The organism is Streptococcus rifensis, from assembly GCF_053203525.1.
The window spans coordinates 32,057-47,608 of record NZ_JBRUCW010000015.1 but is presented as its reverse complement, the minus strand read 5'-3'; the positions used below and the strand labels follow the sequence as shown (position 1 = coordinate 47,608).

General features: G+C 39.0%; 12 protein-coding genes and 3 tRNA genes. 7 read left to right on the top strand and 8 right to left on the bottom strand.

The genetic code is table 11. From position 1 onward, the window contains the following. Window positions 1-57 precede the first annotated feature (57 nt). The 3 genes from ACVRYP_RS09155 to rlmH form a co-directional block, all read right to left on the bottom strand. Window positions 58-825, bottom strand: a complete 768-nt coding sequence (locus ACVRYP_RS09155; protein WP_447468413.1) for a ParB/RepB/Spo0J family partition protein — start codon at window positions 823-825, stop codon at window positions 58-60. A gap of 77 nt (window positions 826-902) precedes the next feature. After that, a complete protein-coding gene (locus ACVRYP_RS09150; RefSeq protein WP_447468412.1) occupies window positions 903-2,123 on the bottom strand; it encodes a S1C family serine protease in 1,221 nt (406 codons plus the stop codon). A gap of 76 nt (window positions 2,124-2,199) precedes the next feature. Continuing rightward, window positions 2,200-2,679: a 23S rRNA (pseudouridine(1915)-N(3))-methyltransferase RlmH gene (rlmH, locus tag ACVRYP_RS09145; RefSeq protein ID WP_447468411.1), complete on the bottom strand. Its 480-nt coding sequence runs from the start codon at window positions 2,677-2,679 to the stop codon at window positions 2,200-2,202. Window positions 2,680-2,761: 82 nt separating this feature from the next. Here rlmH and ACVRYP_RS09140 point away from each other — a divergent pair, with 82 nt between their 5' ends. After that, on the top strand, window positions 2,762-3,433 hold the full coding sequence (locus ACVRYP_RS09140) for a YoaK family protein (RefSeq protein WP_447468410.1): 672 nt from the start codon (window positions 2,762-2,764) through the stop codon (window positions 3,431-3,433). 16 nt (window positions 3,434-3,449) lie between these two features. Here the strand turns inward: ACVRYP_RS09140 and ACVRYP_RS09135 are convergent. Continuing rightward, window positions 3,450-3,523: transfer RNA gene (locus tag ACVRYP_RS09135), tRNA-Arg, on the bottom strand. Window positions 3,524-3,736: 213 nt separating this feature from the next. On the opposite strand from ACVRYP_RS09135, the gene ACVRYP_RS09130 reads away from it, so the two are divergent. Beyond that, a tRNA-Glu gene (locus ACVRYP_RS09130) sits at window positions 3,737-3,808 on the top strand. A gap of 15 nt (window positions 3,809-3,823) precedes the next feature. Next, a tRNA-Asn gene (locus ACVRYP_RS09125) sits at window positions 3,824-3,896 on the top strand. Between the two features lie 401 nt (window positions 3,897-4,297). Here ACVRYP_RS09125 and ACVRYP_RS09120 read toward each other — a convergent pair. Both ACVRYP_RS09120 and ACVRYP_RS09115 read right to left on the bottom strand, forming a co-directional pair. Beyond that, window positions 4,298-6,874: a YfhO family protein gene (locus ACVRYP_RS09120; RefSeq protein WP_447468409.1), complete on the bottom strand. Its 2,577-nt coding sequence runs from the start codon at window positions 6,872-6,874 to the stop codon at window positions 4,298-4,300. Window positions 6,875-6,951: 77 nt separating this feature from the next. Beyond that, entirely contained in the window at window positions 6,952-8,574 is a 1,623-nt protein-coding gene (locus ACVRYP_RS09115; protein ID WP_447468408.1) for an ABC-F family ATP-binding cassette domain-containing protein, read from the bottom strand. Between the two features lie 135 nt (window positions 8,575-8,709). Here ACVRYP_RS09115 and trpS point away from each other — a divergent pair, with 135 nt between their 5' ends. Both trpS and guaB read left to right on the top strand, forming a co-directional pair. Then, on the top strand, window positions 8,710-9,735 hold the full coding sequence (gene trpS / locus ACVRYP_RS09110) for a tryptophan--tRNA ligase (RefSeq protein ID WP_447468407.1): 1,026 nt from the start codon (window positions 8,710-8,712) through the stop codon (window positions 9,733-9,735). Between the two features lie 127 nt (window positions 9,736-9,862). Further along, window positions 9,863-11,344, top strand: coding sequence for an IMP dehydrogenase (guaB, locus tag ACVRYP_RS09105; RefSeq protein WP_447468406.1), 1,482 nt, complete (start codon window positions 9,863-9,865; stop codon window positions 11,342-11,344). Between the two features lie 44 nt (window positions 11,345-11,388). Here guaB and recF read toward each other — a convergent pair whose 3' ends face one another. Together recF and yaaA are read right to left on the bottom strand one after the other, a co-directional pair. Continuing rightward, window positions 11,389-12,480, bottom strand: coding sequence for a DNA replication/repair protein RecF (recF, locus tag ACVRYP_RS09100; RefSeq protein ID WP_447468405.1), 1,092 nt, complete (start codon window positions 12,478-12,480; stop codon window positions 11,389-11,391). Window positions 12,481-12,482: 2 nt separating this feature from the next. Continuing rightward, window positions 12,483-12,857: a S4 domain-containing protein YaaA gene (yaaA, locus tag ACVRYP_RS09095; protein ID WP_447468404.1), complete on the bottom strand. Its 375-nt coding sequence runs from the start codon at window positions 12,855-12,857 to the stop codon at window positions 12,483-12,485. Between the two features lie 121 nt (window positions 12,858-12,978). Between yaaA and yfmF the strand changes: the two genes are divergently transcribed. Both yfmF and yfmH read left to right on the top strand, forming a co-directional pair. Further along, window positions 12,979-14,238, top strand: a complete 1,260-nt coding sequence (yfmF, locus tag ACVRYP_RS09090) for an EF-P 5-aminopentanol modification-associated protein YfmF (RefSeq protein ID WP_447468403.1) — start codon at window positions 12,979-12,981, stop codon at window positions 14,236-14,238. Further along, on the top strand, window positions 14,235-15,521 hold the full coding sequence (gene yfmH, locus ACVRYP_RS09085) for an EF-P 5-aminopentanol modification-associated protein YfmH (protein ID WP_447468402.1): 1,287 nt from the start codon (window positions 14,235-14,237) through the stop codon (window positions 15,519-15,521). The genes yfmF and yfmH overlap by 4 nt, the downstream gene beginning before the upstream one ends. The last annotated feature ends 31 nt before the right edge of the window (window positions 15,522-15,552 follow it).

The window sequence follows — 15,552 nt, the reverse complement described above, 5'->3', positions numbered from 1 at the left end:
ATTTTCTCTTTTTTAATGTGGATAATACTGGTAAAAAATTTATTTCAGTCACAATCTCTAATCAAGTATGTGGACAATTCTTTCAAATTCTTCAAGAGAGGTAAAGGAAATGGTAATGTGACCTTGTCCTTTTCCATTTTCAGAAATGGAAACTTTTGTTCCCAATTGTTGACTGAGTTTTTCAGCTGATTTTTGAGCAAATAAATTTTTTTTAGGTTTATGTTTTTTAGCTGTTTTAGGCTGAAGAAGTTGTTCGAGTTGGCGAACACTGATAGATTGATCAATAATCTTATCTAGCCACTCTTCTTGACTCTGGAAACTGTCTAAGGACAGGAGTGTTCGTGCATGCGCTTGTGAAATTAGTTCTTCTTCAAGGGCTGCTAAAACCTTATCAGAGAGGTTAAGAAGACGGACACTATTGCTGATGTAAGGGCGTGATTTTCCCATAGTTTTGGCAATCAGCTCATGAGTATTTCCTTTATCAATCAGTCTCTGATAGGCGCGTGCTTCTTCAAGAGGATTAAGATTATGGCGTTGCAAGTTTTCAATGATGGCTTGGGTCATCATCTCATGGTCAGAAAGTTCTTTAATAACGGCTGGTACCGTTTCAAGACCAGCTAGTTGACTAGCTCTTAATCGGCGCTCGCCAGCCAGTAGTTCATAGCCTACAATTGGTGATTTTCGGACGATTAAGGGTTGTATAATCCCATTTTCACGAATAGATTGGGCTAACTCTTCTAATTTTTCAGGTTCAAATTGTTGCCTGGGTTGATAGGGGTTGGTTTGAATTTCTTTAATCTTTAAGGTAGTAAATGTTTCATTCATAGCTCTATCATAATATATTTTAAGTGCAAAGTAAATCTCCCAATGATTTTAAATAGCATTGGGAGATGAAGTTGACACTATTGTAAATCTTCTGTTGAACTTTTTAGCTGAATGTCAGCAGTTTGTTCCTTACCATCGCGGTAGAAAGTGACAGTAACCGTATCGCCAATATTTTTTGAATAAAGCGCACTCTGTAAATCGCTACTAGATTCAATCGCTTTGTCGTCAATTTTGGTGATAATGTCATATTTCTCAAGGTTGCCATCTGCGGAAAGTCCAGATTGGACTGAAATGACAACAATTCCAGCTGTCAAGTCTTTTGGAACATTTATACGTGAAAGGTCAGTTGCAGAAAGTCTGCTCAAGTTAGTCATTTGAATACCTAGAGCTGGACGTTCAACTGTCCCATTTTTCTCAAGTTGATTGATAATAGCAACAGCATCATTGGATGGGATGGCAAAGCCCATTCCTTCAACGGAGACACTTGAAGATAGGGAAGCAGAACTTGAAGTGATTTTACTAGATGTGATCCCAATGACCTGCCCTTGAATATTGATGAGTGGGCCACCAGAGTTCCCAGGATTAATGGCTGCATCGGTTTGGATAGCATTAGTAGAGATCGTTTGGCCATCTTCAGCCTTTGAGGTAACAGTCCGACTGAGACTTGAAATAATCCCTTGAGTTACAGAGTTAGCGTAAGCAGCTCCCAAAGGACTACCAATAGCGATAGCAACTTCACCAACATTGACACTGTCAGAATCACCAAATTCGGCAACTGTAGTGACTGCAGCTGCATCAATTTTAATAACAGAGATATCCGAATAAGTATCAGAACCAACCAATGTTCCTTCAACTGTATTGCCATCTGCTAATTTTATTTCAATTTCTTCTGCTCCGGTTACAACGTGGGTATTAGTAACCAAATAGGCAACATCGCCTTCTTTTTTATAAATAACGCCTGACCCTTCTCCTGTTAAGGCCAGTTCCCCACTAGAAGTGTTGTTGCCAAAAATGCTATAAGGATTGTCAGAATTCACAGAACTGGAGGTTTGGTAATTGAGGACTGATACGACTGCATCTTGTACCTTAGTAACAGCTTCTGAAACAGAGGTCGTGTTATTATAGGTGGTCTTACTTGTTGACGTATTTGATGATGTGCTTGAGGTCGTTGTGGTTGTATTATTGGCTGTAGAAGAGGATCCATAATTTTGCATGGTGATAACCCCTAAGATACCACCTAGGAAACCTACAACTAAAACTAAGATGAGGTTAAGCAACTTTTTCAGACCATGTTTCATATGTTTAACTCCTTTTTCACTCTTTTCAAATTTTTGTGGAAATTATATAGCTTATGGCTTAAGGAAATCTTAAATCTTATTTATGATAAGGACTTCCTTGTTGAATCATGAAGGCCCTGTAAATTTGTTCTATTAGAACGAGTTTCATTAATTGATGGGGAAGTGTTAACTGCCCAAAACTCATCAAAAGATTAGCTCTTGTTTTCACGTCAGGAGCAAGACCAAGACTGCCTCCTATGACAAAGGTTATGGTTGAAAATCCTTGACTCGTTTTGTCATCAATAAGCTGACTAAACGCTTCTGAAGGGAATTGTTTGCCTTCAATTGCCAAGGCAATGACAAAATCACGCTCGTCAATTTTACTTAAAATACGTTGTCCTTCTTTAGTGAGAATTTGTTGATTTTCAGCAGGACTGGCCCGATCAGGTGTTTTTTCATCTGGACATTCCAATAATTCTAGTTTACAAAAGCGACTGAGACGTTTACTGTATTCCGCTATGCCATCTTTGAGGTATTTTTCTTTTAATTTTCCGACAGTTATAACTTTGATTTTCATAGCTTCATTGTAACACAAGTCCATATTTTCGGAAAAAGAAAAATATGATAGAATGGAATAAAAAAGTTTCACGGGAAACACTATGACAAAAAAATCTTATCGATTATATGAGGGACTAAGGGTTGCTGCCTTATTAACATTTGTGAGTGGTTATATTGATGCCTTTACCTTTCACACACAAGGAAAACGCTTTGCTGCAGTACAGACAGGAAATCTTATCTATTTTGCCTTGGCAGTAGCCGAGCAACATTGGGCGCGTGTTATAGACTATGCTATCCCTCTTCTTGTTTTTAGCTTAGGACAGTGGTTAAACTATGCCATCCGTCAAAAAATTATGGCCTCTCCCTTTAGATGGCACGCCTTTAGCAGCAAGATGATGCTTGCCATCCTAACTTTGACTGTTCTTTTTGCCCATCATTTGCCTCCCGTTATGACTATTACAGGTCTCAGTTTATTCGCTTCTATTCAAGTGGATACTTTTAAACGTCTACGAGGTGCTCCCTATGGAAATGTTATGATGACTGGTAATATTAAAAATGCAGCTCATCTCATGGGTAGGGGAATTATGGAAGGAAATCCTAGGCTTCGGCATGAGGCACTATTGATTTACAGTGTGATGTTTAGCTTTGTTATCGGTATCATCACGTCTAGCTATCTGACCCAACAGTTTGGAGAAACTGCCTTAGCATTTGCTCTCCTTCCAGTTATCTTGTTGAATTATTGGTTGATAAATGAAAAAACACAGACCCTATAATCTGTGTTTTTTGTTTTGATCCCAGCAGGATTCGAACCTGCGACCGTTCGCTTAGAAGGCGAATGCTCTATCCAGCTGAGCTATGAGACCTCTAATAACTTCATCAAGTGTATCAAAAAATAGGCGAAACTGTCAAGATAATTGTTATTTTCTTTGATTGCTCTTTTCAAAGGTAGCAAACTCAAATGAATAACTGTGCTGAATTAACTGTTGAAAAATTATTAAAAAAAGAAGCCAAAAGTATTGACACCTATTCATATCTAAGCTATAATAGTTTTTGTCTTGTAAAGACACCTCTATAATGGTCCGTTGGTCAAGGGGTTAAGACACCGCCTTTTCACGGCGGTAACACGGGTTCGAATCCCGTACGGACTATACTAATCAGATTATTCCGCCATAGCTCAGTTGGTAGAGCGCATGACTGTTAATCATGATGTCACAGGTTCGAGCCCTGTTGGCGGAGTACTAAATTTTTTTATCAGCTGAATTGAGTTGATAAACTATATATCTGGAGAGAACTATATCAGTTCTCTTTTTTGATTTCAATTTATTAAAGAAATGGAAATGTCTTAGACTTGGGTTGTGTCTTCTTCCACTAGGACTTTAACATGCTAATTTATCACTAAAGAGAACCCACTCAGCAGAGATTTACATCTAATATCCTGTGCAAAGATAAGGATAAAAACTCCAAGGTCAATGCGTTTTATATCTTAATAAGGCCAATTCTCTTGAACTCATAAACAAAAAATGAACTTGGACAAAAGTGTCTCAAGTTCAGTAATCTAAATTTGATGTGAAAATTTTCAGTGTATTAAAACCCTTAACTGCCTTTCATTTGATTTTATTTTTCAGTTTATCGGTCATTTAAAACCGTTTCAATCTATACTCATAAAAAGCAAAGCCTATAATTCCTATTAGAAATGCTAAAATTCCTTCTTTTAATCCTTTTGGAACAAAGGTTAAGACAACTTGTCCTTGTCCTTTTGGGACATTAACTTTTAATAAGCCTTCTTGAAAAGGCTCTACTGCAGTTTTTTGACCATTAATAGTTGCCGTCCATCCTTCATCATAGGGGATGGTATAAAGGAGTGATGTCTCGTTTGACGTCTCGTAGTGCGTTTCAACGACATTTTTAGAGACCTGTGTTTCGGTTGACTGATGGTTGACTGCATCACTGGCCTTTTGAAAGGCCTCAATAGAGAGGCCAACAACTCGAAAATGGTCATAGTTGACAGTATCTTGATTTGGAAAGAGGATTCTGACTTCTAATCTTTGATTTGCCGTGAAAAATCCCAGATTAAACAGAGGGTAAGCATTGCCTATTGTGTATTCAAACCGTTTTCCGTTGACAATAATGTCAACAGCATCATAGTCATCATTGGTTAAGGACAGTCCTTCAAGATTTAGATACAATTGACTATCTCTATCAGTTACGACCTCAAAATAAGCACTGGCATTGTCAGACTGTTGGTAAGAAGGATCTTTTCCTATCATTGAAGTACTATTTAAATCATTGCTTTTATTGATGACTTCTAATTCATAAAAATAGGTTAAATCTTGACCAATTAAGGTGTTGACAAGATTTGTTTGATTGTCAAGATGAGAATGATTGAGAGGAATATCTTGATACAGTGTTGAGGATAAGATAGCCAGGGAAGCACTGTTTTCAGATTCATAGAGGTTAACTGAATTTGTGGTTTCGAGCGGGTAGAAACCATATTTACTTGGCATATCCTCAGCTAGATTGTATTTTATTCCAAACAAAAGATCCATGAGTAGGGTATTGTTTTGATAGCGAAGATTGAGGTTTGTTCCAGATGATTTAAACCCTAATTGATCTAGTAATTGACTAGAAGACCGATTACGAATAGAAGAAAATTGTGAAATCCCATTATAATCATATTTCATACTATCATTACCTGTTTGAGGTAACCAGCGCTCTGTACGGAAAAAATCAGAGTGACGTTCTTTTGTGCTGTCAACTAGATTGACAATATCTGTCATGTTTTGGCTGTAGTTTTCTCGGCTAGGAAAGTGCCACTCTTCTTCTAGACCAGAAACCTGATAATAGGCATTTAAAGAAATTTCAAAGAGACTGAAAAAGAGAAGACTGAGGAGCAGTTGTTTCTGAGCTATCTTTTTTCTAAAAAGAACTAGAAAAAGGTAGACGATTAAAAATTCAAGGGTCAAAAGAAAATGAATGGGCTCTAAAAAATCATATTCTTCTCTGTAGAGATAGGTCAATATAAAGCCAGAACTGAGGAGCATGTATGGAATTAAAGCTGTAAAGGTTGTCAACTCCTGTAAACGTAGAAATGTTTCAGCAGCCATCCAGATCATTAAGAGAGACCAGAGCCATGCATAGCGATGCAAAAACATATTTGGAGCATGCATGCCTTGCCAAAATAAATCTAGAGGCTCAAGGTAAAAACTAGCAATAAGGAATCCGATTAAAATGACATAGCTTAATTTGACAGACCATTTGATAGACCGAATAAAGAAGAATGTCAAGGCAAATAACAAGGGAATCAATCCTGCATATAGAGTGGGGATTGAGCCAAATTTAGTGGTATCGTAACTACCAATTACATTTTTAGCAAAAATATCAAACCACCAGGAGCTGTCTGTTTTTAGTTGACTGATGGTTGACAGTGTTTCACCATGCGTTTTGAGGTCGAAAATGGCTGGTAGAATCATAATCAAACTAGTCAATCCAGCTAACATTGACACAACTGTAAAGTCAAGAAAAGAGCTGATTCTTGTTTTAAAGTCCCAGCTCAATTGAACCAGATACCAAAGGATTAAAAAGATAGCCATCATAAAACCAAAATAATAATTTTGGATAAAGAGTGCTGTCAAGGATATATAGTAAAGTAATCGTCCCTCTTTTTTTAGCAATCTGTCCAATCCCCACATAATTAAGGGGACTATAATAAAAACATCTAGCCACATGATAATCTCTAGTTGAGAGGTTGAAAAACTCATGAGGGCAAATGATGTTGACAGTAAAATAGTATATCGCTTGTCAAGTTTACGGTAAACATTCTGTAAACTTAAGTTAGTTGATAATCCTATCAAGCCAAACTTCAGAACAGTCATTAAATAGAGCGCATCAGGCATAGTCTCCAAGGTAAAGAAATAAGCTAGAGGAGATAAGAAACTGCCCAAATAATAACTGATTAAAGCATAAAAATTTAAGCCCAGACCACTTGTAAAGGTATAAAAGAGACAGCCCTCTCCATGGAGGATATTACGTAAAACTGTATGAAAAATAGCATACTGATGAAAACCGTCACTGGCTAAAATAGTGCGGTCACTGCCTGGGTAAATTCCCTTTAAGGCTAGGATAATGATACTGACTACAAAAGGAATCAAAAAAGCTATCGCACTGGTGAAGATTGCTTTTTGATGATTTTGTTGTCTTTTTAGGCTTCTTTTCATAGTGATATTGTATCAGAAAAAGGGAAAAAATGCGAAAAAGGCTGGCATAATCCAACCCCTTCATTTAATTTAGAGCATTATTGACGCCATAATGCTTGAACCTTAGCTTGAACTTCCTCATTTTCTAGGAATTCATCATAGGTTTCATCGATACGGTCAATGACGCCATTTTTAGAAATAACAACGATATGATTTGCCAAGGTTTGAATGAACTCATGGTCATGACTGGCAAAGATAATCGATTCTTTAAAGGCTTTGAGACCATCATTAAGACTTGAGATGGATTCCAAGTCCAAGTGATTGGTCGGGTCATCTAAGATAAGGACGTTTGATTTAAGAAGCATGAGTTTTGATAACATCACGCGCACTTTTTCACCCCCTGACAAGACGTTGACAGACTTGTTAACTTCTTCGCCTGAGAAGAGCATGCGCCCAAGGAAGCCACGAAGGAAGGTGTTATCATCTTCACCCTTGCTGGCAAATTGATGGAGCCAGTCAAGAATGGACTCACTACCAGCAAAGTCCTTACTATTATCCTTTGGTAGATAGGATTGAGAGGTGGTTACCCCCCATTTAACGGTACCTTCATAGTCGATATCACCAACAAGGGCACGAATGAGAGCAGTTGTTTGAATATCGTTTTGACCGATAAACGCTGTCTTATCACCTGGACGGAGAATAAAGCTGATATTGTCGATAACTTTCTCACCGTCAATGGTAACAGAAAGATTTTCAACGGTTAAGAGGTCATTACCGATTTCACGTTCTGCTGTAAAGTTGATAAATGGGTATTTCCGACTAGACGGAACAATCTCTTCCAGTTCAATCTTGTCAAGCATCTTTTTACGAGAAGTTGCTTGTTTAGATTTTGAGGCATTGGCTGAGAATCTGGCAACAAACTCTTGGAGTTGCTTAATTTTTTCTTCAGCTTTAGCATTGCGGTCAGCCTGTAAACGTGCTGCCAACTCAGAGGATTCTTTCCAGAAGTCATAGTTACCAACGAAGAGTTTGATTTTACCAAAATCAAGATCAGCCATGTGGGTACAAACTTTGTTTAAAAAGTGACGGTCATGAGATACCACGATTACTGTATTTTCAAAGTCAATGAGGAAATCTTCTAACCAAGAGATAGACTGGATATCAAGACCGTTGGTCGGCTCGTCAAGTAAAAGAACATCTGGTTGACCAAAGAGGGCTTTGGCAAGGAGGACTTTAACTTTTTCTCCATTGGTCAACTCACTCATATTTTGGTAGTGTGCTGCTTCTGGGATGTTGAGGTTTTGAAGGAGCTGAGAGGCTTCTGATTCAGCTTCCCAACCACCTAACTCGGCAAAGGTTCCTTCAAGTTCAGCAGCGCGGACCCCATCTTCATCTGAGAAGTCTTCCTTCATGTAGATGGCGTCTTTTTCTTTCATGACCGTGTAAAGCTGGTCATTACCCATGATGACAACGTCGATGACACGTTCATCTTCGTAGTCGAAGTGGTTCTGACGAAGGACTGACAAGCGCTCATCTGGACCAAGAGAGATATGTCCCGTAGTCGGTTCAATGTCTCCTGCCAAGATTTTTAAAAAGGTTGATTTTCCGGCACCATTAGCACCAATCAAACCATAAGTATTTCCAGCTGTAAACTTGATGTTGACATCATCGAAAAGTTTACGATCGCTAAAACGTAATGATACATCTGAAACTGTTAACAAAGTGATTCTCCTAAATATTGTAGTCTCTTCATTCTACAGGAAAAAGTTGATTTTTTCAAATAATCCTAACAAGCTTTTCATAACTGGCTTGAAAAATGGTATAATGTGGGTAATTGATTTTAGAGGAGAGTTTTAATGAGTAAACCTATTATTTTAACAGGGGATCGGCCAACTGGTAAACTGCACATTGGACACTATGTGGGAAGTTTACGGAATCGTGTTCTTTTGCAAAATGAAGGCAAACACGATATGTTTATCTTTATGGCAGATCAGCAGGCTTTAACCGACAATGCCAAAAATCCAGAAAAAGTTCGTGAATCTGTCGGTGAGGTTGCTCTTGATTATCTGGCAGCAGGTCTAAATCCTGAGCAGGTAACCCTCTTTATCCAGAGTCAGATTCCAGAATTAGCTGAATTGACTATGTATTATATGAACCTAGTTTCGCTAGCTCGCTTGGAGCGCAATCCTACGGTTAAAACAGAAATTGCGCAAAAGGGATTTGGCGAATCTATTCCAGCTGGTTTCTTGGTTTACCCTATTTCTCAGGCGGCTGATATTACGGCCTTCAAGGCTAATTTTGTCCCCGTTGGAACTGACCAAAAACCGATGATTGAGCAAACCCGTGAAATTGTGCGTTCCTTTAACCATACCTATCAGGCCGATGTCTTGGTAGAACCAGAAGGTATCTTCCCAGAAAATGAAGCAGCTGGTCGTCTACCTGGACTTGACGGCAATGCCAAAATGTCAAAATCACTGGGGAACGGGATTTACTTGGCGGATGATTTTGACACGGTGCAAAAGAAAGTCATGTCCATGTATACTGACCCTGACCATATTCGTGTGGAAGATCCTGGTAAGATTGAGGGCAATATGGTTTTCCATTATTTAGATGTTTTCGGCCGTAAAGAAGATCAGGTGACCATTGCTGAGATGAAGGAGCATTACCAACGCGGTGGTCTCGGGGATGTTAAAACCAAACGCTATCTCTTAGACATTTTAGATAGAGAACTGGCTCCGATTCGAGAACGACGGTTAGAATTCGCTAAAGACATGGGTGAAGTTTACAATATGCTAGCTAAAGGAAGCGAGAAAGCCCGTACTGTAGCAGCTAAAACGCTTGATGAAGTTAAGGATGCTATGGGCATTAACTATTTTAAGTAAAAAACGAATAAGACTTGAGAAATCAGGTCTTTTTCTGTCTTTTGGGTTGACAAAATAAATGAGAGTGTTATGATATTATCAATTAAAATTTCCCCTAAGAGGGATCATAGAAAAGAGGTCTATCAAAATGTCAAATTGGGATACAAAGTTCTTGAAAAAAGGGTTCACCTTTGATGATGTCTTGCTGATTCCAGCTGAAAGTCACGTCTTACCTAATGAGATTGATTTGAAAACACAACTTGCTCCTAACTTGACACTGAATATTCCTATTTTATCTGCAGCTATGGATACAGTGACTGAAAGCCAAATGGCCATTGCCATGGCCCGTGCTGGTGGGCTTGGAATCATTCACAAAAATATGTCAATTGAGGCTCAAGCTGCTGAAGTCCGCAAGGTAAAACGTTCTGAAAATGGGGTAATCATTGATCCTTTCTTCTTAACGCCAGATGCTCCTGTTGAAGAAGCTGAAAACTTGATGGCGACTTATCGTATCTCAGGTGTTCCCATTGTTGAAACCTTAGAAAATCGTAAATTAATTGGTATCATTACTAACCGTGACATGCGATTTATCTCAGATTATTCTCAACCGATTTCGGCCAACATGACCAAGGAAAATCTGATTACAGCGCCAATTGGGACGGATTTAGAAACAGCAGAAAAAATTCTTCATGAACACCGCATTGAAAAATTACCTTTAGTCGATGATGCTGGCCGTTTAGCAGGGCTAATCACCATCAAAGATATTGAAAAAGTCATTGAATTCCCTAATGCTGCTAAAGATGAGTTTGGTCGTCTCTTAGTAGCTGGTGCGGTTGGGGTAACTTCAGACACCTTTGAGCGGGCGCAAGCTTTATTTGATGCAGGTGCTGATGCTATTGTTATTGATACTGCCCACGGGCATTCAGCTGGTGTTCTTCGTAAAATTGCTGAAATTCGTGCCACTTTCCCAGATAAAACCTTGATTGCTGGTAATGTGGCAACAGGCGAGGGTGCTCGTGCCCTGTACGATGCAGGCGTCGATGTCGTAAAAGTTGGTATTGGACCAGGTTCTATCTGTACGACGCGTGTGGTTGCAGGTGTCGGTGTTCCACAAATTACAGCTATTTATGATGCAGCAGCTGTAGCTCGTGAGTACGGTAAAACAATCATTGCTGATGGGGGGATCAAGTACTCAGGTGACATTGCCAAAGCCCTTGCTGCTGGCGGACACGCCGTCATGCTTGGATCCATGCTTGCAGGTACAGATGAAGCACCTGGTGAAACGGAAATCTTCCAAGGTCGTAAATTTAAGACTTACCGTGGGATGGGCTCAATTGCAGCCATGAAGAAAGGGTCAAGCGACCGTTACTTCCAAGGCTCTGTCAATGAAGCCAATAAATTAGTTCCTGAAGGTATTGAAGGCCGTGTTGCTTATAAGGGTGCTGTCGCGGACATTGTTTTCCAAATGGTTGGTGGCATCCGTTCAGGTATGGGCTATGTTGGAGCAGCTAATATTCAAGAACTTCATGATAATGCCCAATTTATTGAAATGTCTGGTGCTGGTCTAAAAGAAAGCCATCCCCACGATGTCCAAATCACTAATGAAGCTCCAAATTATTCTGTACAATAATTGTCAATTAATTGTAAACTAAAGAGCCGGAAAATCCGGCTCTTTTACTGTGTAGTGATGACACCTTTGTCAATGTGAAAAATTTTTAAATTGGAAGGTAATGGTTTGAGATGGTCTAGTGATGTTGTGGTGATAAAGGTTTGCACCCTATCAGATATCGTTTCGAGAAGTTTTAGTTGACGGTTGTTGTCAAGTTCACTCATGACATCGTCAAGCAATAAGATAGGACTTTCTTTAGTAACGTTTTCCATAAGCTCAATTTCAGCAAGCTTGACTGATAAGACCAAACTACGATGTTGCCCCTGACTCCCAAAACTGGCATTGACACCGTTTATATAAAAGAGTAAATCATCCCGATGGGGACCCACACCTGTATTTTTTTTAAACAAATCACGTTGACGGGACTTGTCAAGTGATTGACGGAAGGAATGACGAATTTCATCAGGGTTTTCAAAAGGAATAGATGACTGATATAAAAGGGTTAATAGCTCTTTTTGATCAGAAATATCAGCATGCTTAGCTTGACTAAATTTTTCCAACTGATTGACAAAGTCAAGACGCTGTTCAATCACTCGAGACCCATAATCAATCAGTTGTTGGTCCAAAACGTCCAGAAAGTCAGTGTCAACTTGTTCTGCTTGTTTGAGATAAGTATTGCGTTGTTTTAACACATGATGATAACTGGCTAGTTCAGAAAGGTAAGTTGGCTTAATCTGGCCTAATTCCATGTCCATAAACTTTCGTCTGAGAGCAGGAGCCCCCTTTACTAATTGTAAATCTTCTGGCGCAAATAAAACAACATTGAGATGACCAATATAATCTGCTAATCGTGCTTGTTTGAGATGATTAACTCTTGTCTCACGGCCCTTATCAGTCAGGCTAACTTCCAGTGAGAGAGTTCCCGCTCTTTTCTCAACCAGACCAGACAGTTTAAACTGATTTTCCGAGAATGAAACAAGATCCTTATCAGATCGTGTTCGGTGACTTCTCGTTAGAGACAGAAAATAAATGGCTTCTAACATATTTGTCTTGCCTTGGGCATTTTGACCTAGAAAAACATTGAGGCCTGGATGACAATCAACAATCTGATCTTTGTAATTGCGGTAATGTTGCAGGTGGATTGATTTCAACCACATACTCAGGTACCTGGAAAACGAACGGCAGGCTTACTAGACTTACTTTTAACCTGCTTGTGAGCTTTGGTCTTTTTTTTAGTTTCACTATTTAAAGACTTTACAATAGCTGCGACTCGCTCTTTTTCAGCCTTGTCCTCTTCATAGGTCTGTCTTTCTTCACTTGTCGGCTCAGAAATAGTGATGCTAATACCTTTTCCCGGAAGTTCTACGACATCACCAATACGTACTTTTTTTCCTCGACGCTTTTCATCTTGACCATTAAAAAGAACAGTTTCCTCAGCTAAAAAGCCCTTGATGGCTCCTCCACTAGAGATGATTCCTATGTCTTTTAAAAGTGCTTGTAGGGTAATAAATTCCTCAAAAAGTTTATAATCCATGATTTTCTCCTTATGGTTCATTATAGCATAAAAATAAGGAGTAATCTGTTCAAAAAATCAGCATTTTTCCCCTAGAAAAGGTATAATAGAAACTTAGAAAGAGATGGAGATGTCTGTGCTTATGAAACTTGCTGAAGGAGTTCAGCTTCACTTTATAGAAACGACAAAATACAAAACGCAACGAGTCAAAATGCGTTTTTCGGGTGCCATGGATAAAAAAACCTTGGCTGGACGTGTTATTAGTGCCTATATTCTAGAATCTGCGAACAAAGCATATCCAAATGCTAGGCTTTTTCGTCAAAAATTAGCGAGTTTATATGGGGCTACCTTTGATACGACGATCAGTAAAAAAGGAGCTGTCCACATATTAGACATCGATCTGTCTTTTCTTGCTCCTAGATACATAGGTGGTCAAGATCTAACCAGAGAAGTTCTTTCTTTTTTAAGAACCTGTCTCTTCCAACCCTTGACCAAGGCAGATAGCTTTGATGACAAATTATTCTTACTGGAGCAGGACAACCTGCTAAACTATTTAGAGACAGAAAAAGAAGACAATTTTTATCAGGCTGACAGAGCCTTGAATACTCTGTTTTACCAATCAGAAGCCTTACAATTACCCCGACAAGCGACAATAGATCTTGTAAAGCAAGAGTCCCCACAGTCAACTTTTCGTGCCTTTCAAAAAATGTTGCTGGAAAACAGAATCGACTTTTTCTTTGTAGGAGAATTTGACCCAGTTACTGTTGTCAATGAACTGAAAGCATTTAGTTTACAAGGCCGTCAATCTGACTTGACATTCATGATTGATCAAGGTTTTTCTAAGATTACTCCTCGGCAGACGGAACAAAAACCAGCCAATCAATCGATTATCCAACAGGGGTATTATGCGCCTGCTTTGTATGGCAGTGAGGATTATTTTTCTCTCATGGTTTTAAATGGGTTACTAGGCGGATTTGCGCATTCCAAACTATTTGTTAATGTCCGTGAAAAAGAAGGCTTGGCCTATAGTATTGGTAGCCAATATGATAGCTTGACAGCCTGTCTTAAAGTTTATGCAGGTATTGATAAAGAAAACTTAAAGAAAACGATGAAATTGATTCATCAACAGCTCCTAGCCCTCAAACAAGGACAGTTTAGTCAAGTGGAGCTTGAGCAAACAAAGCTCGCCTTGAAGGCGACTGTTAGATTGTCTCAAGACCGGCAAGCTAACTTAATTGAACAGGTTTACAGTAACCAATTGATAGTTCCTGATGGTTTTGCAGTTGACAGGTGGTTGACAGGAATAGAAAAAGTTGACAAGGATGCGGTTAAGAGAATTGCTGCTTTAGTCAAATTGCAGGCACTATACTTTATGGAGGCTCGTTCAGAAGACATCGTATGACATTATTACAAAAACACTATCCCACCATAAACGAGGTCGTTTATCAAAAGGTTTTAGAAAATGGCCTTGAAGTTATCTTGATACCTAGACCAGACTATCAGGAAACGATAGGCCTTATGGCAACACGATTTGGGGCCTTAGATACTTCTTTTAGGCCTAAAAATCGTAAATTAATACGTCAATTCCCAGCTGGTATGGCTCACTTTTTGGAGCATAAATTATTTGAGCTTCCAAAAGGAAGAGATGCCATGGTGGATTTTGCTACGATTGGAGCCGAAGTTAATGCTTTCACGGGGTATAGGCAGACCGTCTATTACTTCTCAACAACTGATCATGTTAAAGAAGGTCTTGGTCTCCTTCAGGAATTAACAAGTCACCTTAATGTTACCGATGCATCGGTTGAACGTGAAAAGGCCATTATCTCCCAAGAAATTAAAATGTATCAAGATGATGCTGATTACCAACTATACGTGTCTGTTTTAGGACAACTATACCCTGAAACGCCTCTGGCGGAGGATATTGCTGGTTCTCTTTCATCTGTTGAGGAAATATCAGCTAAAACCTTGCAAATGAACTTTGATATCTTCTATCAGTCGTCTAATATGATGCTATTACTGATTGGAGATTTCGATCCGGAACAACTTGTAGGTGAGATAGAGTCTTTTCAACAGGCTAGACGCCCTCGGAAAAAACAACCTATTAGTAAAGAAAATTTTTCCTTAAAACCTGTCTTGCCATCAGCTAGTATAGAATTCCCTGTTAGGATCCCTAAATTAGCGGTTGGTTTACGGAGTCAACCTGACTTTACAGCTGTGTCAATTTCAAAATACCGTTTGTGCATGAAATTACTAATGGCAATGGTTTTGGGATGGACCTCATCGACCTATCAAGATTGGTATGACAAGGGAAAGATTGATGATTCTTTCCAAATGGAGATAGAATTATCAGAGGCCTATCAATTCATTATCTTAACCATGGATACGTCAGAACCGCTTGCTATGTCTAAACGGATCCGACAGGTGTTAAGTCATTGTTATGAGCTTGACGATTTAAATGAAGAGCATTTAACACTGGTAAAACAGGAAATGTATGGCGAATTTCTTAAATCACTGAATCATCTGGAGTCAACGGCTATGCAATATGTTAATAGTTGGATAGAAAACGAAAGTTTATTTGACTTACCGGATCTTCTGGAATCCATTACACTGGGCGACATCAAAAAAGTTGGCTTTGATTTTATCAGTCGTTCAGAAATGACAGATTTTATTCTTTTTCCCCAATAAGTATCGATAAAAAGAGTTATTTTTGCTAAAA